The sequence below is a fragment of the uncultured Tateyamaria sp. genome, from assembly GCF_947487805.1.
In the GTDB taxonomy this organism is placed as follows: Bacteria; Pseudomonadota; Alphaproteobacteria; order Rhodobacterales; family Rhodobacteraceae; genus Tateyamaria.
The window spans coordinates 1,049,195-1,069,846 of sequence record NZ_CANKXW010000001.1 but is presented as its reverse complement, the minus strand read 5'-3'; the positions used below and the strand labels follow the sequence as shown (position 1 = coordinate 1,069,846).

At 64.8% G+C, this 20,652-nt stretch carries 21 protein-coding genes; 9 read left to right on the top strand and 12 right to left on the bottom strand.

Features of this window, described 5'->3' with window-relative positions:
- Positions 1–50: 50 nt before the first annotated feature.
- The 4 genes from Q0949_RS05380 to Q0949_RS05365 form a co-directional block, all read right to left on the bottom strand.
- The gene (locus tag Q0949_RS05380) at positions 51–1,289 is read right to left on the bottom strand and encodes an aspartate kinase (protein WP_299369329.1); all 1,239 of its coding nucleotides are present in this window, start codon (positions 1,287–1,289) and stop codon (positions 51–53) included.
- Positions 1,290–1,457: 168 nt separating this feature from the next.
- Complete coding sequence (locus Q0949_RS05375; RefSeq protein ID WP_299369327.1) at positions 1,458–2,099, bottom strand: SDR family NAD(P)-dependent oxidoreductase; 642 nt, start codon at positions 2,097–2,099, stop codon at positions 1,458–1,460.
- Between the two features lie 4 nt (positions 2,100–2,103).
- Positions 2,104–2,562 (bottom strand): DUF1178 family protein, encoded by a 459-nt coding sequence (locus Q0949_RS05370; RefSeq protein ID WP_299369325.1) that lies wholly within the window; start codon positions 2,560–2,562, stop codon positions 2,104–2,106.
- Positions 2,563–2,626: 64 nt separating this feature from the next.
- Positions 2,627–3,091 carry an NUDIX hydrolase gene (locus tag Q0949_RS05365; RefSeq protein WP_299369324.1) on the bottom strand — a complete coding sequence of 155 codons (465 nt, stop codon included), beginning with the start codon at positions 3,089–3,091 and terminating at the stop codon, positions 2,627–2,629.
- A gap of 176 nt (positions 3,092–3,267) precedes the next feature.
- Between Q0949_RS05365 and modA the strand changes: the two genes are divergently transcribed.
- From modA to modC, 3 genes are read left to right on the top strand one after another with little or no spacing between them, the layout of a single operon-like run.
- Positions 3,268–4,002, top strand: a complete 735-nt coding sequence (modA, locus tag Q0949_RS05360; protein WP_299369322.1) for a molybdate ABC transporter substrate-binding protein — start codon at positions 3,268–3,270, stop codon at positions 4,000–4,002.
- On the top strand, positions 4,002–4,691 hold the full coding sequence (gene modB, locus Q0949_RS05355) for a molybdate ABC transporter permease subunit (protein ID WP_299369321.1): 690 nt from the start codon (positions 4,002–4,004) through the stop codon (positions 4,689–4,691). Before modA ends, modB begins: the two co-directional genes overlap by 1 nt.
- Positions 4,688–5,788: a molybdenum ABC transporter ATP-binding protein gene (modC, locus tag Q0949_RS05350; RefSeq protein WP_299369319.1), complete on the top strand. Its 1,101-nt coding sequence runs from the start codon at positions 4,688–4,690 to the stop codon at positions 5,786–5,788. Before modB ends, modC begins: the two co-directional genes overlap by 4 nt.
- On the opposite strand, the gene Q0949_RS05345 is transcribed toward modC, so the two are convergent.
- On the bottom strand, positions 5,760–6,518 hold the full coding sequence (locus Q0949_RS05345; RefSeq protein WP_299369317.1) for an EcsC family protein: 759 nt from the start codon (positions 6,516–6,518) through the stop codon (positions 5,760–5,762). The two genes, modC and Q0949_RS05345, sit on opposite strands and share 29 nt — an antisense overlap.
- A gap of 31 nt (positions 6,519–6,549) precedes the next feature.
- Positions 6,550–7,035 (bottom strand): N-acetyltransferase, encoded by a 486-nt coding sequence (locus Q0949_RS05340; protein ID WP_299369315.1) that lies wholly within the window; start codon positions 7,033–7,035, stop codon positions 6,550–6,552.
- A gap of 97 nt (positions 7,036–7,132) precedes the next feature.
- On the opposite strand from Q0949_RS05340, the gene Q0949_RS05335 reads away from it, so the two are divergent.
- Positions 7,133–7,738 (top strand): flavin reductase family protein, encoded by a 606-nt coding sequence (locus Q0949_RS05335; RefSeq protein ID WP_299369313.1) that lies wholly within the window; start codon positions 7,133–7,135, stop codon positions 7,736–7,738.
- A gap of 131 nt (positions 7,739–7,869) precedes the next feature.
- Positions 7,870–9,432 carry a calcium-binding protein gene (locus Q0949_RS05330; RefSeq protein WP_299369312.1) on the top strand — a complete coding sequence of 521 codons (1,563 nt, stop codon included), beginning with the start codon at positions 7,870–7,872 and terminating at the stop codon, positions 9,430–9,432.
- A gap of 15 nt (positions 9,433–9,447) precedes the next feature.
- Here Q0949_RS05330 and Q0949_RS05325 read toward each other — a convergent pair whose 3' ends face one another.
- Positions 9,448–11,073: a SulP family inorganic anion transporter gene (locus tag Q0949_RS05325; protein ID WP_299369310.1), complete on the bottom strand. Its 1,626-nt coding sequence runs from the start codon at positions 11,071–11,073 to the stop codon at positions 9,448–9,450.
- Between the two features lie 205 nt (positions 11,074–11,278).
- Here Q0949_RS05325 and Q0949_RS05320 point away from each other — a divergent pair, with 205 nt between their 5' ends.
- The 4 genes from Q0949_RS05320 to Q0949_RS05305 all read left to right on the top strand — a co-directional run bounded on the left by Q0949_RS05320 (position 11,279) and on the right by Q0949_RS05305 (position 15,212).
- Complete coding sequence (locus tag Q0949_RS05320; RefSeq protein ID WP_299369308.1) at positions 11,279–13,018, top strand: hypothetical protein; 1,740 nt, start codon at positions 11,279–11,281, stop codon at positions 13,016–13,018.
- A gap of 133 nt (positions 13,019–13,151) precedes the next feature.
- A complete protein-coding gene (locus Q0949_RS05315; RefSeq protein ID WP_299369306.1) occupies positions 13,152–14,024 on the top strand; it encodes an S-methyl-5'-thioadenosine phosphorylase in 873 nt (290 codons plus the stop codon).
- A 25-nt stretch (positions 14,025–14,049) separates the two neighbouring features.
- Positions 14,050–14,685, top strand: coding sequence for a LysE family translocator (locus tag Q0949_RS05310; RefSeq protein ID WP_299369304.1), 636 nt, complete (start codon positions 14,050–14,052; stop codon positions 14,683–14,685).
- Complete coding sequence (locus Q0949_RS05305; RefSeq protein ID WP_299369303.1) at positions 14,682–15,212, top strand: adenine phosphoribosyltransferase; 531 nt, start codon at positions 14,682–14,684, stop codon at positions 15,210–15,212. Before Q0949_RS05310 ends, Q0949_RS05305 begins: the two co-directional genes overlap by 4 nt.
- A gap of 1 nt (position 15,213) precedes the next feature.
- Here the strand turns inward: Q0949_RS05305 and Q0949_RS05300 are convergent, their stop codons facing one another.
- From Q0949_RS05300 to Q0949_RS05280, 5 genes are all read right to left on the bottom strand, one after another.
- Positions 15,214–16,287 (bottom strand): hypothetical protein, encoded by a 1,074-nt coding sequence (locus tag Q0949_RS05300; protein WP_299369301.1) that lies wholly within the window; start codon positions 16,285–16,287, stop codon positions 15,214–15,216.
- A 148-nt stretch (positions 16,288–16,435) separates the two neighbouring features.
- Positions 16,436–17,812: an FAD-binding oxidoreductase gene (locus Q0949_RS05295; protein WP_299369513.1), complete on the bottom strand. Its 1,377-nt coding sequence runs from the start codon at positions 17,810–17,812 to the stop codon at positions 16,436–16,438.
- Between the two features lie 107 nt (positions 17,813–17,919).
- The gene (locus Q0949_RS05290; protein ID WP_299369511.1) at positions 17,920–18,744 is read right to left on the bottom strand and encodes an MBL fold metallo-hydrolase; all 825 of its coding nucleotides are present in this window, start codon (positions 18,742–18,744) and stop codon (positions 17,920–17,922) included.
- A gap of 59 nt (positions 18,745–18,803) precedes the next feature.
- Positions 18,804–19,388, bottom strand: coding sequence for a GNAT family protein (locus tag Q0949_RS05285; RefSeq protein WP_299369299.1), 585 nt, complete (start codon positions 19,386–19,388; stop codon positions 18,804–18,806).
- On the bottom strand, positions 19,388–20,650 hold the full coding sequence (locus Q0949_RS05280) for a pitrilysin family protein (protein WP_299369297.1): 1,263 nt from the start codon (positions 20,648–20,650) through the stop codon (positions 19,388–19,390). The genes Q0949_RS05285 and Q0949_RS05280 overlap by 1 nt, the downstream gene beginning before the upstream one ends.
- Positions 20,651–20,652 lie beyond the last annotated feature (2 nt).

The following is a 20,652-nucleotide window of genomic DNA, read 5'->3' as shown; positions in this document are numbered from 1 at the left end:
GCGGCGGATTTCCCCTCTTGCGGGAATTTTGGTCAGATGTGATGCGCGCCTCAGGCGGCCTTGTCCAACTCGAACGCGTCATGCAGCGCCTGCACGGCCAGTTCCATGTATTTGCGGTCGATCAGGACCGAGATCTTGATCTCGGAGGTGGTGATGACCTTGATGTTGATGCCTTCGGCGCTGAGGCACTGGAACATTTTGGCCGCGACGCCGGTATGGCTGCGCATGCCGATGCCAACAACGCTGACCTTGGCCACATCGGTGTCGGCCACGAGTTCGGCAAAGTTGATCACGCCGCCGGTCTTGGCCGCGTCCATGGCCTTGGTCGCCCGCGCCACCTGATCGGTGGGGCAGGAAAAGGTCATGTCGGTGCGCCCCTCTTCGGAGATGTTCTGGACGATCATGTCCACGTTCACCCCCGCCTCGCTGAGCGCGGTAAAGATGGTGGCGGCGATGCCGGGGCGGTCTGCCACGCTCAAGAGCGTCATCTTGGCCTCGTCGCGGGAAAAGGCCACACCGGCCACAACATTGCTTTCCATGATGTCCTCCTCGTCGCAGACCAGCGTGCCGGCCTCGTCGGATTGTTCTTCGAAACTGCTGAGCACGCGCAGTTTGACCTTGTAACGCATCGCCAGCTCGACCGAGCGGGTTTGCAGGACCTTGGCGCCGAGGCTGGCCAGTTCCAGCATTTCCTCGAATGCGATGCGGTCCAGTTTGCGCGCCTTTGGGCTTACCCGCGGATCGGTGGTATAGACACCATCCACATCCGTATAGATATCGCAGCGCTCGGCCCCGAAGGCCGCCGCAAAGGCCACCGCGGTGGTGTCAGAGCCGCCCCGGCCCAGCGTGGTGATCCGGCCCTCGGGGCTGATCCCCTGAAAGCCCGCGACCACGGCCACGCGCATGCCCTGCCCGAATTTGGCGTTGATGTTGTCGGTCGGGATCTCTTCGATCCGGGCGCTGGAATGGGCAGAATTCGTCCTGAGCGGCACCTGCCAGCCCTGCCAGGAGCGCGCAGGCACGTCCATCTCCTGCAAGGTCAGCGCCATCAGCCCCGCTGTCACGTTCTCCCCGCTCGACACGACCGCATCATATTCGCGCGCATCATATAGCGGCGAGGTCTCGTTCACCCAGCCCACCAGCTCATTGGTCTTGCCCGACATGGCCGACACGATGACGATCACGTCATAGCCCTTGGCCACTTCGACACCGACACGTTTCGCAGCCCGTCGGATGCGATCCAGGGTGGCCACCGAGGTGCCACCGAATTTCATTACGAGAACAGGCATCATCCGCCCCATTTTTCCGTCCGCACGCCCATAGCCCCCGCGCGCACCAGTTGCAAGATCAGCCGGCCCCCATCCGCAGGGCCAATCTCACAAGGGGCTGAAAAGCCGCTTGTGAAAAACATCGCGTCGCGCGGCAGCGCGTCCGTTCGACATAAGCCACCCGTGGTGTCAGTAGGGATGCGTGCGCCCGTCCCATGTCTCGAAACAGCCCGTCGTCTCGGGCCCAAGCGCGGCAAACCGGTCGATCAGACCACCCACCGCCTCATCCACCGTGATGTCGGCCGCGCTGCCGCCCATGTCCGTCTGTACCCAGCCGGGGTGATAGATGCCCACTGCCACCTCTCCGGCCAGATCCGCCGCGAGGTTCCGACCGAGGTTCAGCACCGCCGCCTTGGACGCGCGGTAAATATAGCTGCCGCCAGGGGCCCGCGTGTGCGACGCCATCTGCGACGAGATGATCGCGACCTTGGGCGCCTCTGCCGCCCGCAGGTTCGCCAAAAGCGACTGCACGGTCAGAAACACACCCGTCACATTGGCCGCGAAACTCTGCGCCCACAGATCGGGCGCATAGCCGGTCTCCAGATCCGCGCCCTTGTCGAGGTAAACGCCTGCATTGCACACCAACAGATCCACTGGCAGCCCGTCCAGTTTGGCGGCCATGGCCGTGTGATCGGCAGGCTGCGTGACGTCCAGGGTCACATCCGCACCGGAAGACCGCCCCGTGCCGATCACGGTGTGACCCGCATCCCTGTAATGCGCGGCCAGACCTGCGCCGATGCCACGTGTGGCACCCGTGATGACTATGTTCATGTGTTCAGTTCGCCTTGCGCGTTGGAATGAAGGGAAGCGGGGCCACCGGCACACCGTCCTCGATCAGGGCCTTGGCTTCGCGGGCATTGGCCTCGCCCCAGATGGGGCGGTCGGGCGCGTCGCCCAGATGCATGTCGCGCGCCTCGCGGGCAAAATTGCCGCCCACATAGGTCGCGTTCTTTTCGACCTCGGCGCGCATCTTGCGCAGCGCCGCCTCGACCTCGGCGGGATCGGCTGCGGCGCCCTCGGGCGGCACGTCCGCCGAGGCATCCTCGGCCGGGACCACCGGGGCCATGCGCGAGGTCGCCACGCGCGGGGCCATGACGGCCTTGTCGATCTGGTTGGATCCGCAGCTGGCACAGGACACATGACCCGCCGCACGCAGGCTGTCATAGGCACCTGCATTTGCAAACCAGCTGTCGAACTGGTGTCCGCTGTCACATTTGAGCGTGTACTTGATCATGGCCTGCCTAACATAAGCCCCAGAACCGGTGGCGCAATGGCGATTGCGCCCCTCGCCCGTTCCGTCAGGCCAACTGGCGCGGGTCAAAATCGCGCAGGATGCGCGCCAGTTCCGGCTCGTCCACCATGCTAGCGGCCTTCTTGCGGCTGACCCATTTGCGTTTGCGTTGGCCTGCTTCGGGGAACTCCCGTGCGAGGGTCTTGACCCGAACCGCATAGACCATGGCCACGCAGGGCAGATCGTCTTCGTCCTCGCCCAGCACCTTGTTGTAAGAATAGATCCCAAGAGGACGATCCTCGGCGCGACCGCGCACGCCCGCCTCTTCCCACGCTTCGGTTGCGGCACTTTCGGCGGGCGTCGCCCCGTCCATGGGCCAGCCCTTGGGCAGGATCCATCGTTGCGACCCGCGCGAGGTCACGAGCAACACCTGAACCTTGTCGTTCTTGATGCGATAGCACAGCGCGGCAAATTGCGTGCGGATATCTCGTTTATGGGCGCCCATGAAACTGAGCGGCAATTGTTTTATCATTGGGCGCTCACTGCACTGCCCCTCCTAATTGTGGATAACATAACCAAAACCGACGGGAATTACCAGAATCCTAATGATTTTCCCGTTTTTGTGACCCTGACGGGCTGGTTGGCGCGCCGACGGGGCGCGATTTTGGGCCTTGAGCCGCCCTGCCCCATGCCCAATAGTGCGCGGTGATGAAAACCTGCAACTGGATCAAAGGCTTGGCCCTTGCCCTGTGCGGTGCCTGCGCGGGCGGGCAGGCCGCGGCGGATCCGGTGCGCGTCTTTGCCGCCGCCAGCTTGCAAGGCCCGCTGGATCAAATTGCGGAGACGCATGGCGCGCAGGCGCGGATCAGCTATTCTGGCAGCGGCACGATCGCCCGACAGATCAGCCTCGGCGCGCCTGCGGATCTGGTGCTGCTTGCCAACACCGACTGGGCCGCGTGGCTTGTGGATCAGGGGCATGTGACCGGCCCTGCGGTGTCCGTTCTGTCGAACCGTCTGGTCGTCATCGCGCCCGCTGGCGCGCCGTCTCTGCCCCAGGCCGATGCACAGACGCTGGCGGCGCGACTGGGGACCGGGCGGCTGGCCATGGGGCAGCACATGTCGGTGCCCGCAGGCCAATATGCGCAGGCCTGGCTGACCCATATCGGCGCGTGGAAGGCCCTGCGCCCGCAACTAGCCGAGACGGAAAATGTGCGTGCCGCCCTTGCCCTTGTGGCGCGGGGCGAGGCACCGCTGGGCATTGTCTATGCCTCCGATGCAGCGGCCAGTGCGGCGGTCGATGTTGTCTGGACCATTCCGCCCGACACCCACCCCACGATCCTCTATCAGGCACTGGCCCTGACGCCTGCGGGTGCGGATCTGCTGGCCCATGTGCTGACCCGTGGGCACGTGTTTGTCGGTGCTGGTTTCGTGGCGGTGCGGTGATGCTGGACGCGGCCGGATGGGAGGCGTTGCGCCTGTCGCTGCTGGTGGGCGTGGTTGCCACCGCGCTGGCGCTGCCGCTGGCGATCTGGGTCGCGTGGCTTTTGGCGCGGGGGACGTTCTGGGGCAAATCCATGCTGAACGCTCTGGTGCATTTGCCGCTGGTGCTGCCGCCGGTGGTGACGGGGTACCTTTTGTTGATCGCCTTTGGCCGGACCGGCCCAATCGGGCGGTTTCTGGAGCAGACATTTGGCCTTGTGCTGGCATTCCGCTGGACCGGTGCGGTGTTGGCGGCGATGGTCATGGGCTTTCCGTTGATGGTGCGCGCCATCCGCCTCGCGATCGAGGCGGTGGATCCGCGCACCGAGGACGCCGCCCGCACGCTGGGCGCGCCCGGCTGGTCGGTATTTGCCACCATCACCCTGCCCCTGATCCTGCCGGGCATCCTTGCGGGGGGCGTCATGGGCTTTGCCAAGGCCATCGGGGAGTTCGGCGCGACCATCACCTTTGTCGCCAACATCCCCGGCGAGACACAGACGCTGCCCTCGGCGATCTATGCGCTGTTGCAGGTGCCGGGCGGAGAGCGCGCGGCGGTTGTCCTCGTGTTCTGGGCCTGCGCGCTGGCGTTGGGGGCGGTGGTGGTGTCGGAATGGCTGGCGCGGCGCGTGGCGCGCAGGATCGCGAGCGCATGAGCCTGTCCGTTGCTCTCCGCCACCGGTTTGGGGCCTTTGCCCTCGACGTGGCCTTTGAAGCGCCGCCGGGTGTCACCGCGCTTTTTGGGCGGTCGGGCGCGGGCAAGACCACGGTTGTGAATGCGGTGGCGGGGCTGGCGCGGCTGGACCAAGCGGAGGTCACGGTGGACGGTGCGGTGTTTGACGGGCCGGGCGTGCGGTTGCCTGCGCACAAGCGCCGGGTGGGATACGTGTTTCAGGACGCGCGGCTGTTTCCGCATCTGAGCGTGGCGCAGAACCTTGACTATGCCCGCCGCTTTGGCGCGCGGGGGGCGGCGCGGGCGCGGGTGATCGAGATGCTGGGCATCGGCGCACTGCTGGACCGGCGGCCCGGGACGCTGTCGGGCGGAGAGGCGCAGCGCGTGGCCCTTGGGCGGGCGCTGTTGTCGGATCCGCGCCTGCTGTTGATGGACGAGCCTCTGGCCGCACTTGATACGGCGCGCAAGGCCGAGATCCTGCCCTATCTCGACAGGCTCAAGGCCGAGACGGGCGTGCCGATCCTCTATGTCAGTCACGCGGTGGACGAGGTGGCGCGGCTGGCCGATCACATGGTGCTGCTGTCGGACGGGCGCGTGGTGCAGGCCGGGCCGCTGTTTGACGTGATGGGCGATCCGGCGGCGATGCCGCTGATCGGTGTGCGCGAGGCCGGTGCGGTGCTGCGCGCACAGGTGATGGCCCATGACGCCGACGGGCTGAGCACATTGCGGGTCGCGGCGGGCGATCTGCACCTGATGGGCGTGCAGGCCCCGGTGGGCGCGGAGGTGCGTCTGCGGGTGCTGGCGCAGGATGTCCTGCTGGCGCTGGAACATCCAACGGGGCTGAGCGCGCAGAACATTCTGCCCGCGACCATTGCCGAGATCCGCGCGGGCGACGGGCCGGGTGCGGCGGTTGTTCTAGATGTGGCGGGCGAGCGTCTATTGGCGCGGGTCACGGCGCGCGCGGTGGCGGCGATGGGCCTGCGCGGCGGTTTGCGGGTCTTTGCCGTGATCAAGGCCACATCCGTTGGCCAGACGGCGATCTCTGCGGCACCTAGCGCAGCGCCAGAACCTCGGCCCTGAGCCGGGCCACCATGTCGTCATGCGGGGTGTCCGCCGCAATCGCCAGACGCCGCAACCCGAAATGCACATGGGCGATGTCGGTGTAATAGCTGGTATAGGCATAGTTCGTCGCGGCCCCCGCGACGGCCCCCAGCACGGGCACGGTCTGTGACGCGAGCTTTTGGCCCAGCACGACCGCCAGCCGCGGCGCCACGCGGCTCAGCAGCGCCTGCATCGCCGCCCCGCTGAGCGCCATCCGCGCCGACAGAAAGGCCACGTCCGACCCGTCATCATGCTCCAGAGGCCCGGCGGCGGCAAAGACATGCACGCAGTCGAACCGCACCGACCGGGCCGTCGGATCAAACCCGTGTTCGACCGCGACCCCTTCGATCAAACGTAACAGAAGCGTCGTCGTGACCGGCAATTCGGCCAGTGCCGTGGGCAGCCCGCCAAATCCGCCCGCAGCCCCGAGGCCGGTGGTTACGGCACGGTTCAGCCACTCCGATTGGTCCGGGACCACGCGCCGCGAGGTGCTGGCCGCGGCCAACGCCTGTTCCAGCGCGCGCTGGGTGGCGTTGTTCAACTGGTCGCGCACAGACGCGGGCAACCGGTCGAGCAACCCGTCCGCCCCGGTGCCAAGCGTGTTGAGAAGCTGGATGCCCAAGCCCCCGGCCCCCTTGTAGCGGCGCGCGAGGCGGTCCAGTTCAGCGTCAAGGTCAAGCGGCGGGTCGGCCAGGATAATATCCGTCATGACCCCAATGTTGGGACGCGGCGCGCCGGTTTCAATGTGCGCGCGTGACCTCTCCGGCAATTCCGTCCCACGCGCCGGGCATAAGGGCCCGGCCCAGCACACGGTCGGGGTTGGTGGGGGGCGGCATGGTCACATCGCCCAGACGGGCAAAGCCAAAGCGGCTGTAATAGGGCGCGTCGCCCACCAGCATCACCCGCGCCCAGCCCGATCCGGCGGCCACGTCCAGCGAGGTTTCGATCAACTGCCCGCCCAACCCCTCGCCCTGCCGCGTCGGGTGCACGGCCACGGGGCCCAGCAGCAACGCCTGCACCGCGCCGATCTGCACCGGCCAATAGCGGATGGCCCCGGCAAGAATGCCATCCGGATCGCGCGCCACATGGCTGAGCCCGGCCACGGGCGGGACATCGTCACGCAACCGGTAGGACGACAGCGCTTCGCGTCCGGGTGCAAAACACAGGTCATAGAGCGCCTCGACCTCCCACCAGTCAGGGGCCGTTTCTTGGATGAGGGTGTACATCGGATCAGGTCGTGTGGCGGGCTTTGGCGGCGTCAGGGCTGGAACCCGCCCTAGCATGGGGTTAGGTCTTGCGCAAACGCCCTAGATCGGAGCCCCCATGTTCTACCGTCCTGCCGATGGCCACGGCCTGCCCCACAACCCGTTCAACGCCGTGGTCACCCCCCGCCCCATCGGCTGGATTTCGACCCGCAGCGCGGATGGCGCGGACAATCTGGCGCCCTATTCCTTTTTCAACGGGGTGGCCTATGTGCCGCCGCAGGTGATGTTCGCCTCGACCGGCACCAAGGACGACCGCGACGGCACCAAGGACAGCGTGGCCAATATCCGCGAGACCGGCGTGTTCTGCGTCAACGTGGTGGAATATGCGATGAAGGACGCGATGAACCAGACATCGGGGCCGTGGGAGGCCACGACCGATGAATTCGACCTGGCCCGCATCGAAAAGGCCCCCTGTTCCGAGATCGACTGTGCCCGTGTGGGTGCCGCACCTGCGTCGATGGAATGCCGGATGACCCAGATCGTGCAGATCGAAGGGGCGTCCAACTACGTGGTGTTCGGCGAGGTTGTCGGCGTGCACCTGCGTGACGACTGCATCGTGGACGGGATCTTTGATGTGCTGCGCTACAACCCGCTGACGCGGTTGGGTTACCGCGATTATTCGGTGGTGCGGGACAAGTTCGCATTGGCCCGCCCCGGAGAGTAGCGCGCCATGCGCGCCCTCTGATACATCTGCGCGGACTTCTTTTTCGCTGGCCAAGACCGGTTTCGGGCGGCAGACTGCGGGAAGAATTTCAAAATTAACTAATGTTGATGTTGTTTGAGGGGGGATCACTGATGCCACCACGTCCCAAGATTACTGTTTCCGAAGGTCTTTTTGCAAATCACACGCTGATCGATTTCCTGTTTGAGGTCGTGATGCTGCGCACCACCATCGATACGAGTTCACCGACAGGTGCGACGCTGACGACCACCGGCTTTGCACTGCCGGCACCGGTGGTGACCCTGACCGGGGTGGGGCTGACCTACCGGGCGGGATCTGATGGTCCGGTTTTGACAGGTGGCACGGTAACCGGGATCCTGTTCACCTACCGTGCGGGATATTTCGTGAATTTCGAAAACCTGTCCCTGTCCGGCGCGGACCTGTTCACGGCGGCCACTGCCGAAGAAACGGGAAGCGACGACAGCGCGCTGGAGACCCTTCTGTTCGGTCTGGACTGGGAATACGAGGGCAACTCGATCTCGGATTTCATCCGCAGCAGCGATGTCACCAATGACGGCCACTCGGCCGAGTTGACCGGCGACAACCGGATTTCCACGCATTACGGCTATGATTTTGTGGATGCGGGCGCGGGCAATGACACCGTGTTTGGTGGCGAACAGAACGACACGCTGATCGGCGGGTCGGGCAACGACTGGCTGAGCGGGGATTCAGGTGCCGACAGCATCGAAGGCGGACTTGGCAGTGACACGATCAAGGGCGGCGGTGGCAACGATGCGGCCCACGGGGGTGACGGCGATGATACGGTCGAGGGCAGCATCGGCAACGACTCGCTGACCGGCGGCGCGGGCAACGATCTGGTTGCAGGCGGCGCCGGCGCGGACGTTCTGGAGGGCGGCACTGGCAGTGACACGCTCAAGGGCGGCGGCGGAAATGACACCATGCGCGGCGACGCGGGCGCGGACAGCCTGCTGGGCGACAGTGGCAATGACAGCCTTTATGGCGGCGACGACAACGACATCCTGCGCGGTGGCGACGGTGCTGACGGGATCTATGGCGACGCGGGCAATGACACGCTTTATGCCAATCTGGGCAACGACACCCTTTTTGGCGGAACGGGCAATGACAGCCTGCTTGGCAGTGCCGATGCCGAGACGCTGAACGGCGGTGACGGGGATGACATCCTGCGCGGCGGAGGCAGCAGTGACCGGCTGCACGGAGGTGCGGGCGTGGACACGCTGATTGGCGGGGCAGGCAACGACACGCTGATCGGCGCCGCCGGCGAGGGCCGGCTTTATGGCGGGGCGGGCGACGATTCCATAATTGGCGGCGGCGTGTCCGACACCCTGTTCGGCAATGATGGCAATGACGTGATTTCAGCCTCTGGCGGCGATGACGTGGTGGTCGGTGGCGCAGGCAATGACACACTGACCGGCGGCACGGGCGCGGACGTATTCGTGTTTTCCGAAACTCTGGGTGGCAGTGACACCCTCACCGATTTCGATGTCGACGAGGACGTCATCCGCCTGTTGCTGAGCGTGGACAACGCCGTCTTTACCGAAGTCGGGTCGGACCTGCGCCTGACCTATGGCGCAGGCGAAGAAATCCTGATCGAGAACGTGGCCTTTGTCGACCTGCAACCGGGCAATCTGGTCGTGGTGGACCTGCTGGACGGCTAGCGACAAGCCGCCCGGTCAGTGACCGCCAAGGATCCCCGTGCGCACGCCATAGTTCACCGCGACGCCGTAATCCGGGTCGTCGTCGCTATCCACGACAAGGTGGCCCGCATTTGTCAGCAAACGGTGGCAATCACGGGTCAAGTGACGCAACTGGACCCGCTTGCCCACCGCCTCGTACTTGCCCGCAATCGCCTCGATCGCCTGCAAGGCCGACTGGTCCACAACCCGGCTGTCGGCGAAATCCACGATCACCTCGGACGGGTCATTGTCGATGTCGAACATCTCGACAAAGCCGGTGGCCGAGCCGAAAAACAGCGGGCCCTGTACCTGATACACACGCGCGCCTTCGGGTGTCTCATATGCCTTGGCGTGAATGCGGCGCGCGTTGTTCCACGCATAGGCCAGCGCGCTCACGATCACACCCACAACCACCGCCACGGCGAGGTCTTCCATCACCGTCACGACCGTCACCAGCACGATCACAAAGGCATCCGTCAACGGCACCTTGCGCAGGATCTTGAGGCTGTTCCACGCGAATGTGCCGATCACCACCATGAACATGACCCCCACGAGGGCGGCCAGCGGGATCAGCTCGATCACGCTCGACCCGACAAGGATGAACATCAGCAGGAACAGCGCCGCCGCAACACCTGCGATGCGCGTGCGCCCGCCTGATTTCACGTTGATCATCGATTGGCCGATCATGGCGCAGCCGCCCATGCCGCCAAAGAACCCGGTGGCCGTATTGGCCACACCTTGGGCGATACATTCCTGGCTTGCACCACCGCGCTGGCCGGTCAGATCACCGACAAGGTTCAGCGTCAAAAGGCTCTCGATCAGGCCAATGGCCGCAAGGATCACCGCATAAGGCAAGATGATCTGGAACGTCTCCCAATTCAGCGGCACGGCAGGAATGTGGAACGGCGGCAGCCCGCCTTCGATGCTGGCCAGATCGCCCACACGCGGCACGTCCAGCCCAAAGCCGATCACGATGGCCGCCACAATGCCGATGCCCGCCAGCGGTGCCGGGATGATCCGGGTCACGCGCGGGGCAAGCCAGATGATCGCCATGGTCAGGCCCACAAGCCCCAGCATCAGGTAAAGCGGCATGCCCGACAGCCAGTCACCGCCCGCCATGCCGTGCCCCGAGGCTTCGGCCGTGCCGGGCACCTTGAACTGCGTGAGCTGGGCGAGAAAAATCACGATGGCCAGCCCGTTCACAAAGCCCAGCATCACGGGATGCGGCACCAGCCGGATGAACTTGCCCCATTGCATCACACCGGCAAAAATCTGGATCAGCCCCATCAGCACCACGGTGGCAAAGAGGTATTCCACCCCGTGTTGCGCCACCAGCGCCACCATCACGACCGCCAAAGCACCTGTGGCCCCCGAGATCATACCCGGACGCCCGCCAAAGAGCGCAGTGATCAGCCCCACCATGAACGCCGCATAAAGCCCCACCAGCGGGTGCACGCCCGCCACAAAGGCAAAGGCCACCGCCTCGGGTACCAGCGCCAGCGCCACCGTCAGCCCCGACAGCAGGTCCGTCCGGATCTGCGCGGGGGTCAGTTTGGTGTCACCGGGCGCGATGGAGAAATCGCCAAACCGGGTTTTTCTGTTCAGATTGTCGAAAAAGGCCATAAAGGCTCCACCTGCATTGATGCCGCTTTGCGCGCCCTCTATCGCACGGGGCGCCGAATGACCATGGCTAGAGCGCCCGCCGCCGATCTGCGCGCCTACCGCGCCGAAAATGTCACCACGGATGGGGGAGCAGATCACATATCAGGGTTAACAATTGGACAACTTCCGCTAGGCTGACGCGCAGGCGCATCACCCTGGGGCAGTCATGGCGATCATTCGGACGTATGAAGAGGTTTTGGCCCTCAACCCTACAGGCGCCGAGCGCAAGCTGATCGAAGCGTGCAAAGCTGGCGAGTGGTGTGTTCTGGGAGACGGTACTTGCCCGGAAACGCTTGATCCGCAAGTGTCCATAAGGGCCGAAATTCTGCGTTTCCTTTTGCTGGGTGGCTGCGCCGACTGCCTGGTCGACGCGCAAGGTACAATGATGGAAGGCGGCGCAGTCACCGGAACTCTGGACGTCAACTTTGCACAGGTTCACGGAACGATGCAGTTGAGAAACTGCTACTTCGAAGAGGCAATCGAGTGCCTGCAGACGAGTATGTCGAGGCTGGATCTGAGCGGTAGCCGCCTGCACGGATTGCGGGCACAGAAAGCGCACATTGACGGAGGCGTATTCCTGCGCCGGATCAGATCCTCGCAAGAAATTGACCTGAACAGCGCAACGATCGACGGGCAACTCGGGTTTGAAGGCACGCAGATGGCGTGCGATGGTGCCTATGCGATCTCGGCCCCGGACGCGCGCATTGAAGGCGGCGTCTTTTTCCATCCGCGCACCGCGCTCGACCGGGAGGACATAGAAACACCGTTCCATTCCACAGGCGAAATCCGCCTGAACGGGGCCACCATGGGCGGGCTTTATGCGCAGCAATGCACCTTTGCCGCGACCTCGACCGGCCAATCGCTGTCGCTGGGCGGGGCGACGGTGAATGGCGCGGTGCGCCTTGATGGTTGCGACAGCACAGGTGAGATCCTGCTCGCCGGGTCGCGCATCTCGGGGCGGCTGACCTGCGAGCGGATCAAGCTGCGCAACGACAGCGGGCATGCGTTCAACGGGCAGGCCATGCGGGTGGAACACGCGTTCGTCTGGAAAAAGGTCGAGCACCGTTCCGGCGGCGTGAGCCTGAATGGCGCGCATGTGGCAGAGCTGGACGACCAGCCCGACAACTGGCCACCCTGCGACCAGCTGTTTCTGGACGGGTTCACCTATGACCGGATCAAGGGGACCGTGTCGACCTCGCCTGCGCGGATGGATTGGCTGCGGGATGGCAGCTATTTCGGGGTTGAGTTCCGCCCGCAGCCCTATTCGCAATACGCCAAGTTCCTGCGCGACACCGGCCATGATGAGGACGCGCGACGGGTATTGTACACCCGTGAGCGCAAGCGCCGGGCCAGCACCCGCGCGCAACTGAGCGCATCCGGCCACAGCCTCGCCATGCCGATCAACCTGTGGTCGCGGTTCTGGGATACGATGCTGCGTTTTGTGGTGGGTTATGGCCACTATCCGTTCCGTAGTGTGGCGGCGTTGGCCGTTCTGATCTGTTTCACGATCATCCCCGCCCATTTCGCGTGGGAGGAGGGCAGTTTCGCCCCCAATGCAGCGCCCATTCTGGTCTCGGATGGATGGAAAGACATCGCAGCCACGGAACCCAACCCTGCGGCCATTTGGTCGGGCGACGAAATCCCGGCGGACAGCACCTTTACCGCCGCCGCGTGGAAAGCCGCCGCACCCGGGCGCGATTGGGAGACGTTCAACCGCTATGCCTACGGATTTGACGTGGTGATCCCGATCATCGATTTCGGCCAGACGGATGCCTGGGCCCCGTCGACCACGCGCGACGTCTGGGGCTGGCACCTGTGGTGGGCGCGCTGGGTGCTGAGCGCCATGGGCTGGATCGTCACCGCGCTGGGGGCTGCGGCGATCACAGGCATCATTCGCCGCGAATGATCCCACCTGTTGCACATGATGGTGAACTTGCGCCCGGTGGGGGTGTACAGCCGCCGCCGCTGTTTGTACCCGTAGAGAACGGTGCGCGCCCGCGCATGCCGCATCCTGGTTCTGACGACATGGGGAGACCCCGATGACCCGCACAAAAATTGCCGTGATCGGCGGCTCCGGCATCTATGACATCGACGGGCTGGAGGGCGCGGACTGGGTGCAGGTCGACACGCCATGGGGCGCGCCGTCCGATCAGATCCTGACCGGCACGCTGGACGGTGTCGACATGGCGTTCCTGCCCCGCCACGGGCGCGGCCATGTACACAGCCCGACCACCGTGCCCTACCGCGCCAATATCGATGCGCTCAAACGGCTGGGCGTGACGGATGTGATTTCGGTTTCGGCCTGCGGCAGCTTTCGCGACGCCATGGCGCCGGGAGACTTCGTGGTGGTGGACCAGTTCATCGACCGGACGTTTGCGCGCGAGAAATCCTTTTTTGGCACCGGCTGTGTTGCGCATGTGAGCGTGGCGCACCCGACCTGCCCGCGCCTGTCGGCGGCTTGTGTCACCGCCGCGACGGACGCAGGCGTCACGGTGCATGACGGCGGCACCTATCTGGCGATGGAGGGGCCGCAGTTCTCGACCCTCGCCGAATCGAAGATGTACCGCGAAAGCTGGGGCGCGGATGTGATCGGTATGACCAACATGCCCGAGGCCAAACTCGCGCGAGAGGCCGAACTCTGCTATGCCTCGGTCGCGATGATCACGGATTACGACAGCTGGCACCCGGACCATGGCGAGGTGGACGTGACCCAGATTATCCAGACCCTCATGGGCAATGCCGACAAGGGGCGCGACATGGTGCGCCGCCTGCCCGCCCTGCTGGGGGCCGACCGCGCGCCCTGCCCGCATGGCTGCGACCGCGCGCTGGAATTTGCCATCATCACCGCACCCGAAGCCCGCGACGCGGCTCTGATGGCCAAACTGGACGCGGTGGCGGGCCGCGTGCTCTGACCTCTCCTCCAAGGATACCTTACCCATGCCTCTCGACCTCTGGCTGACCTTTGCCGCCGCCTCGACCGCCCTCCTCGTCCTGCCTGGGCCCACGCTGATGATGGTGCTGAGCTATGCGATGACCCAAGGGCGCCGCGTGGCCGTGGCCTCGGCCCTTGGCGTGGCGGCCGGTGACCTGATCGCCATGACCCTGTCGGTGATCGGCCTTGGCGCGCTCTTCCTGACCTCGGCACTGGCGTTCAGCGTGCTCAAATGGATCGGGGCCGCCTACCTGATCTATCTGGGGATCCGAATGCTGCGCAGCGCGACATCTGCCAGCCCCCCCTCCGCCCTGACGGACCGGCCCGCGGGCCAAACCCCCGGCAAGGTGTTTCGCGATCTGGCGACGGTCACGGCGCTGAACCCGAAGTCCAACACGTTCTTTGTGGCCTTCGTGCCGCAATTCATCCAGCCCGACGCCGCCTTTGCCCCGCAAGCCGCGATCCTGATTGCAACCTTCGTGACCATCGCCTGCCTCAACGCCCTGATCTTTGCGCTGGCCGCAAACGCCATGCGCACCCGCATCACGCGGCCTGCCGTGCAAATGTGGATGACCCGCGCAGGCGGGGCTACGCTGATCGGCATGGGCCTGCTTACCGCCACCCTCCGGAGATCCACATGAAACAGGTTCAGGACTATATCCGCACCATCGTCGACTTCCCGCACGAAGGGATCATGTTCCGCGACGTGACCACGCTCTTTGCCGACCCGCGCGGGTTCCGCATGGCGATTGACCAGATGCTGCACCCCTATGCGGGCCTCCAGATCGACAAGGTCGTGGGCCTTGAGGCGCGCGGTTTCATCCTTGGCGGTGCCATCGCGCACCAGCTGTCCGTGGGCTTCGTACCGATCCGCAAGAAAGGCAAACTGCCAGGTGCCACGATCAGCCAAGCTTACACGCTGGAATACGGCGAGGCGATTGTCGAATTGCACGACGACGCCATCACGGCAGGCGAAAAGATCCTGCTGGTTGATGACCTGCTGGCCACGGGCGGCACCGCAGAGGCGGGCATCAAGCTGGTGGAACGGCTGGGCGGCGAGATCCTGTCCTGTGCCTTTGTGATCGACCTGCCCGATCTGGGTGGGCGGGCCAAGCTCGAGGCGATGGGCATGGATGTCACGGCGCTTTGCGCCTTCGAGGGGCTCTAGGTCACTGCTCGGACAAAACGCATTGCCGCACGGGCGTGTCAAAATCCGTGACGCCTTCATCCGCGATTGCTTTGGTTGCCGCTGGCGGTGTCTCGGGTGAATAGGCCGGGCACCACGCCCCCTGATTGCGCACATATCCCCCATAGGGCAGCTGCGTACGCGCGCGGGACAAGGCAGCGTCCGCCGCGCCCTCGGATGCAAAGACAGCCACCGTGCGTTTCCATGACCGGATCAAGCGAAGCTCGACCGAGTATGTGCTGGCGGGGATGCCTGCGTTGGTCAGGGCCTTTTTCACCGCGTTGATCTGATCGACCGCTGCGGCATAGGTCTGGTCGGCACCCGTGACCAGGAGCCACCGGTCTTTCCATGCTTCAGGTTCAGTGGGCGGGTCGGCTTGTTCGGGTTGCGACGTGCACACACATGGTCCATCGCCCGCAGAGGGCTGTACGCAAATACCCTTTGTCGCGTCCACCGCACATTGCGCCAAAGCTGTTGGCGCAGGTGTCGGGACATCAGGGCTTTGGCGCTCCACCAGACCGCCATCGCTTTCGCAGGGTGTATTGAGATAGACAGAAATTTCCTTGAGCCGTGCCAGCTCGCAGGTGAGTTTCCTGGCTGTATCTTTTTCGATCGCCGGGAACAGGCGCGCCCATTCGCGCACACGCGAGATCATCGTGTCCGCCTTACCTGAATCGATGCGCTGCACCGACCGGGCTTGCGATGCCTGGCCGGACACTTCGAACCCGCTGAACCCGACCTTGGAAAAGTTCGAACACAGGGCAAACAGCCGGAGCTTGCCCCAGAAATCCGTTGGCAGCATTTCCTGCCGGGCCTCGTCCATCAACTGATACACTGCACGTTCCGTCCGCACGCTTTCGATACTGATGGCGTCGGCGCCATCGGGTACATCGATGGTGCGCGTGTGCTGGAAGCAGGCAAAGCTGTGTTTGAGTTTCTGCGTGGTCTTGTAATCGGGGTCCAGGACATACCGGCTTTGATCCACCAGAATAAGGATCAGGGCGACGGCCGCGAGCGAGCCCAGGATTTTGGCAAAGAACCCGACAAGGTCGAACACTGGCGCATCCGGTGCGGTCGATCGTTTGGGTTTGACCCGGGATTTCAAAGGGGCATCCGTTCGCAAATGGGCGTTTCATCTATGGCGGGAAGGTTGGCCCAATATCGCGCGCAAGCCAACAGGTTTTGTTGACCTGCGCGTTGCGGCTTCAGCCGCGCAGCACGGCACCGGGGTTCATGATGCCCAGCGGATCAAGGGCCGCCTTGATGCTCCGCATCGCCGCCAGTTTCGCCGGATCGGCATAGCGTTCCAGATCCCCGACCTTGAGCCGCCCCACACCGTGTTCGGCACTTACCGACCCGTCCATCTCGTGCACCAGATCATGGACGATGCGCTTGATCTCGTCCCGTTCGGCCATGTGATCGGCGCGCGTTTTTCCGGGCATTGGAAAGACGTTGTAATGTAGATTACCGTCGCCCACATGCCCAAAGCAATTGATGCGGAACGTGCCCAGCGTGGCAATCCGGCGGCCCCCTTCGGCGATGAAATCGGCCAGCGCGCCGAGGGGCACCGAGATGTCATGGGAACTGATGGAACCGACCCGGCGGTTGGCCTCGGGGATGGTCTCTCGGATGGCCCAGAAGGCCGCGCGCTGTGCCTCGTTCTGCGCGATCATGCCGTCCTCCATCAACCCGGCTTCGACCCCGGCGGCAAAGAGCGCCTCGAGCGCGTCCGACGGCGATGCCGCAGCGGAAAGGCCCAGTTCCACCAGCACGCACCAGTCCGGCGTCTGGTCCCACGGGTTGCGGATCTCGGGCACGGTTTCGGCGAGGAAATCAAAGCCCTGCCGGCCGATCAGTTCAAAGGCGCTGACCCCCTCGCCCACCTGATCGCGCGCCAATGACAACAGCGACAGCGCCGCGGCGGGCGAGGCCACCTGAAAGAGCGCCGTGCCCACGGATGCAGGCCGCGCAAAAAGCTTGAGCGACGCCGCCGTGATCACGCCCAGCGTGCCCTCGGCCCCGATCAACAGATGGCGCAGATCATAGCCCGTATTGTCCTTGCGCAGCCGCCGCAGCCCGTGCAGCACCTCGCCGGAGGGCAGCACCGCCTCAATCCCCAGACACAGATCCCGCGCATTGCCATAGCGCAGCACGCCCGTGCCACCTGCGTTGGTCGAAAGATTCCCGCCGATGCGCGCGGACCCTTCGGCGGCCAGCGACAGCGGGAACAGGCGGCCCGCCGCCTCTGCCGCGGCCTGCACATCCGCCAGAATGGCGCCCGCCTCGGCCACCATCACATTTTCCTCTGGATGGACCGCGCGGATCGCCGTCATCCGCGACAGCGACAAGACCAGCGGCACCGGTCCGTCGGGTGCCACCTGCCCGCCCACCAGCCCGGTGCCACCGCCATAGGGCACCACCGGCACACGCGCCGACGCCGCCGCGCGCACCAGCGCGGCCACCTCTTCCGTGCTGCGCGGATAGGCGATCAGCCCCGCCTGCCCGGCATAGCGGCCACGCGGTTCCTCAAGATGGTGGGTTTGCGGCGCGTCAAAGCGGTCCGCAGGCAGGGTGGCGCGCAACGCATCTGCACGCGCGGGGGTCAGGGAATTCAACACGGGGAAGCCGTCACATCCTTTGGAACATTTGCCCCTTTTGCCACCAAACCGCGCCGCACAGCAATGGCCAGTCAGTCGTCCCCATTGTCGATCAGGTACCGGGGCCGCAGCACCATGATCGTCGGACGGCCCGGCAAGCGGTCCAGCGACACATCCAGCGACGGCCCCTGCACATCGACAATGGCAAAGTCGTCGCGCATACCTGTCAGGAACAGGTCCAGCGTGTATTCCCCGAACCAGTGCATCGGGATCACGATGGACGACCGCAGCCGTTGCAGGATGCGGATCATCGTCGGCAGATCGACCGTTGATCCGCCATCCACCGCCGCCATCACCACATCCAGCCGTCCGATGGCTGCGTATTGCTCGGCATTGGGTTCGTGGTGCAGGTGCCCCAGATGGCCGATGCAGAGGCCCGCAACCTCGAAGATAAAGATGGAATTGCCGTTTTTCTCGGTGCCCGACCACTGCGACCGGATGTCGGTGGACACATTGCGCACCAGCACCTCGCCCAGTTCGAGCCGGTGATCGATGCCCTCGCCGAACTCACCCCAGCCGGGCAGCACGTGCGGGATGGCCGGGTCCGGATTGGCCGTCCAGTGGGTGCCATGGGCATGGTTCATCGTCACCACGTCAGGGATCATGTCCGACCCGCCGAGAAACCCGGTAAAATCCGTTACCATGTTGAGCCCGCCCGCCGTGCTCAGAAGAAAGGACGCATGTGCCACGTAGTGGATGCGCACCGTCTCGTCCGGCACGGTGACGTCAAAGCTGGCCCGGTGCACGTACTGCGCGCCGTCGATATCCGCGGCAAGGGCAATGCAGTGGCTGGGCGTTCGGGACTGCGCCGCGGCGGTCAGCGGCGCCGCGATCAGGGCAAGGCAGGCAAAGAACATTCGCATGCAAGAGATGATAGCACGCGCCCGCAAAAATCCAGAAACACGAAACCGCGAATTCAGCCCGCGTCGGTGCGCCCGCGCCGATCCATGCGCAATGCTGCATAAAGAACGTGCGTCCGCCAGCGGCCATCAATCTGCAAATAGCTCTGCGCAACGCCTTCGTACTTGAACCCGCAGGTCTCCAGCAGCCCGCGCGAGGCCACGTTTTCCGGCAGGCAGGCCGCTTCGATCCGGCTGAGGTCCAGCCGCGTAAAGGCGAAATGCACAACCGACAGGATCGCCTCGCGCATATAGCCCTGACGCGCGTAGGCCTCGCCCGTCCAATAGCCGAGCGTACCCGCCTGTGCGGGCCCGCGCCGGATGTTGTCCAGCGTGATCGCCCCCATCAGCGCCTCGTCCTTGCGGCGGATCAGGAACAGAGGCAGCGCCGACCCCGAGCCCACGGAGCGCTGCGCCCAGTAGACACGGTTGGTAAAGGCCTTGCGCGTCAGGTGATCGGTGGCCCAGCTCGGCTCCCACGGGGTGAGATGATCCATGCTGGCGCTGCGCAGGGCGGCCCAGTCGCGAAAATCCGAATGCGTCGGCGGGCGCAGGGTCATGCGCTCGGTTTCGATCCGCAATTTCCGTTTGGCCAAGAGCATCAGGCGGCGCGGTGCTCCTGCAAGGCGTCACGGCTGGGCGCGTGGTCGATGGGGCCGTAAAGCGCCATCGCCATGGGTGCCGCACCCGCGATATGTTCGGCAAAGGCCTGCACGTCAGCGACGGTGACCGCGTCGATCATCGCCACGGTTTCCTCCAGCGGCGGCACGCGGTCCCAGATCTGGACCAGCCGCGCCAGACGTTCGGCCCGGTTCGACGGGCTTTCGAGCCCCATAAGCAGCCCTGCCTTCATCTGGACGCGGGCGCGTTCGACCTCGGCCTCGGACATGTCAGAGGCCGCGCGCTTCATCTCGTCCACGGTGATGTGGGCCAGATCCGCGATCTGGTCGGCGGCGGTGCCCGCATAGATCGTCGTCATGCCGGTGTCGGCATAGGCCCCGGCCTGGGCAAAGATCGTATAGCACAGGCCGCGGCTTTCGCGGATTTCCTGGAACAGGCGGCTGGACATGCCGCCGCCCAGCGCGCTGGCATAGATCTGCGCGGTATAGATGTCGGGATCGCGGTAGCCGGGCGATTCAAAGGCCAGCGCGAAATGCGCCTGCTCCAGCGCCTTGACCTGACGCGTCTCGCCGCCCGCGAAGCGCGCCACATCGGCCACAAGTTGCGGGCGCGGGGCGAGATCGCCAAACAGCTCTTCGGCCAGGCGCACGATGGCGTCGTGATCCACCGCACCGGCCGCCGACAGGATTATCTGGTGCGGGCCGTAATGCTGATTGATGAACCGCGACAGGTCCTCGCGCCCAAAGGCCGAGACCCGTTCGGAGGGGCCAAGGATGGTCCGCCCGAGGGGCTGTTCAGGATAGGCCTGTTCCTGCAACCAGTCAAAGATCACATCGTCCGGCGTATCGAGCGCCTGCCCGATCTCTTGCAGGATCACGCCGCGTTCGGTTTCGATCTCGCTGGGGTCAAAGACCGGGTTCAGCAGGATATCGGCCAGCACGTCCAGCGCCAGCGGCACATCGTTCTGCAACACCCGGGCGTAATAGGCCGTCACCTCGCGGCTGGTATAGGCGTTGATATAGCCGCCCACGTCCTCGATCGCCTCGGCAATCTCGAGCGCGCTGCGCCGTTGCGTTCCCTTGAACGCCATATGTTCGAGGAAATGCGCGATGCCGTTCTGGTCGGCCATCTCGTGGCGGGCACCGGCCCCCACCCAGATCCCGATCGAGGCAGAGGCAAGCCCCGGCATGTTTTCGGTCACGATACGGAAGCCGTTGCTCAGTTGATGTGTGCGTGTGGTCAATT

Bases quoted from the DNA above. Each gene is read 5' to 3' on its own strand.
- Q0949_RS05380 (WP_299369329.1), bottom strand. From the start codon at position 1,289: ATGCCTGTTCTCGTAATGAAATTCGGTGGCACCTCGGTGGCCACCCTG.
- Q0949_RS05375 (WP_299369327.1), bottom strand. From the start codon at position 2,099: ATGAACATAGTCATCACGGGTGCCACACGTGGCATCGGCGCAGGTCTG.
- Q0949_RS05370 (WP_299369325.1), bottom strand. From the start codon at position 2,562: ATGATCAAGTACACGCTCAAATGTGACAGCGGACACCAGTTCGACAGC.
- Q0949_RS05365 (WP_299369324.1), bottom strand. From the start codon at position 3,091: ATGATAAAACAATTGCCGCTCAGTTTCATGGGCGCCCATAAACGAGAT.
- modA (WP_299369322.1), top strand. From the start codon at position 3,268: ATGAAAACCTGCAACTGGATCAAAGGCTTGGCCCTTGCCCTGTGCGGT.
- modB (WP_299369321.1), top strand. From the start codon at position 4,002: ATGCTGGACGCGGCCGGATGGGAGGCGTTGCGCCTGTCGCTGCTGGTG.
- modC (WP_299369319.1), top strand. From the start codon at position 4,688: ATGAGCCTGTCCGTTGCTCTCCGCCACCGGTTTGGGGCCTTTGCCCTC.
- Q0949_RS05345 (WP_299369317.1), bottom strand. From the start codon at position 6,518: ATGACGGATATTATCCTGGCCGACCCGCCGCTTGACCTTGACGCTGAA.
- Q0949_RS05340 (WP_299369315.1), bottom strand. From the start codon at position 7,035: ATGTACACCCTCATCCAAGAAACGGCCCCTGACTGGTGGGAGGTCGAG.
- Q0949_RS05335 (WP_299369313.1), top strand. From the start codon at position 7,133: ATGTTCTACCGTCCTGCCGATGGCCACGGCCTGCCCCACAACCCGTTC.
- Q0949_RS05330 (WP_299369312.1), top strand. From the start codon at position 7,870: ATGCCACCACGTCCCAAGATTACTGTTTCCGAAGGTCTTTTTGCAAAT.
- Q0949_RS05325 (WP_299369310.1), bottom strand. From the start codon at position 11,073: ATGGCCTTTTTCGACAATCTGAACAGAAAAACCCGGTTTGGCGATTTC.
- Q0949_RS05320 (WP_299369308.1), top strand. From the start codon at position 11,279: ATGGCGATCATTCGGACGTATGAAGAGGTTTTGGCCCTCAACCCTACA.
- Q0949_RS05315 (WP_299369306.1), top strand. From the start codon at position 13,152: ATGACCCGCACAAAAATTGCCGTGATCGGCGGCTCCGGCATCTATGAC.
- Q0949_RS05310 (WP_299369304.1), top strand. From the start codon at position 14,050: ATGCCTCTCGACCTCTGGCTGACCTTTGCCGCCGCCTCGACCGCCCTC.
- Q0949_RS05305 (WP_299369303.1), top strand. From the start codon at position 14,682: ATGAAACAGGTTCAGGACTATATCCGCACCATCGTCGACTTCCCGCAC.
- Q0949_RS05290 (WP_299369511.1), bottom strand. From the start codon at position 18,744: ATGTTCTTTGCCTGCCTTGCCCTGATCGCGGCGCCGCTGACCGCCGCG.
- Q0949_RS05285 (WP_299369299.1), bottom strand. From the start codon at position 19,388: ATGCTCTTGGCCAAACGGAAATTGCGGATCGAAACCGAGCGCATGACC.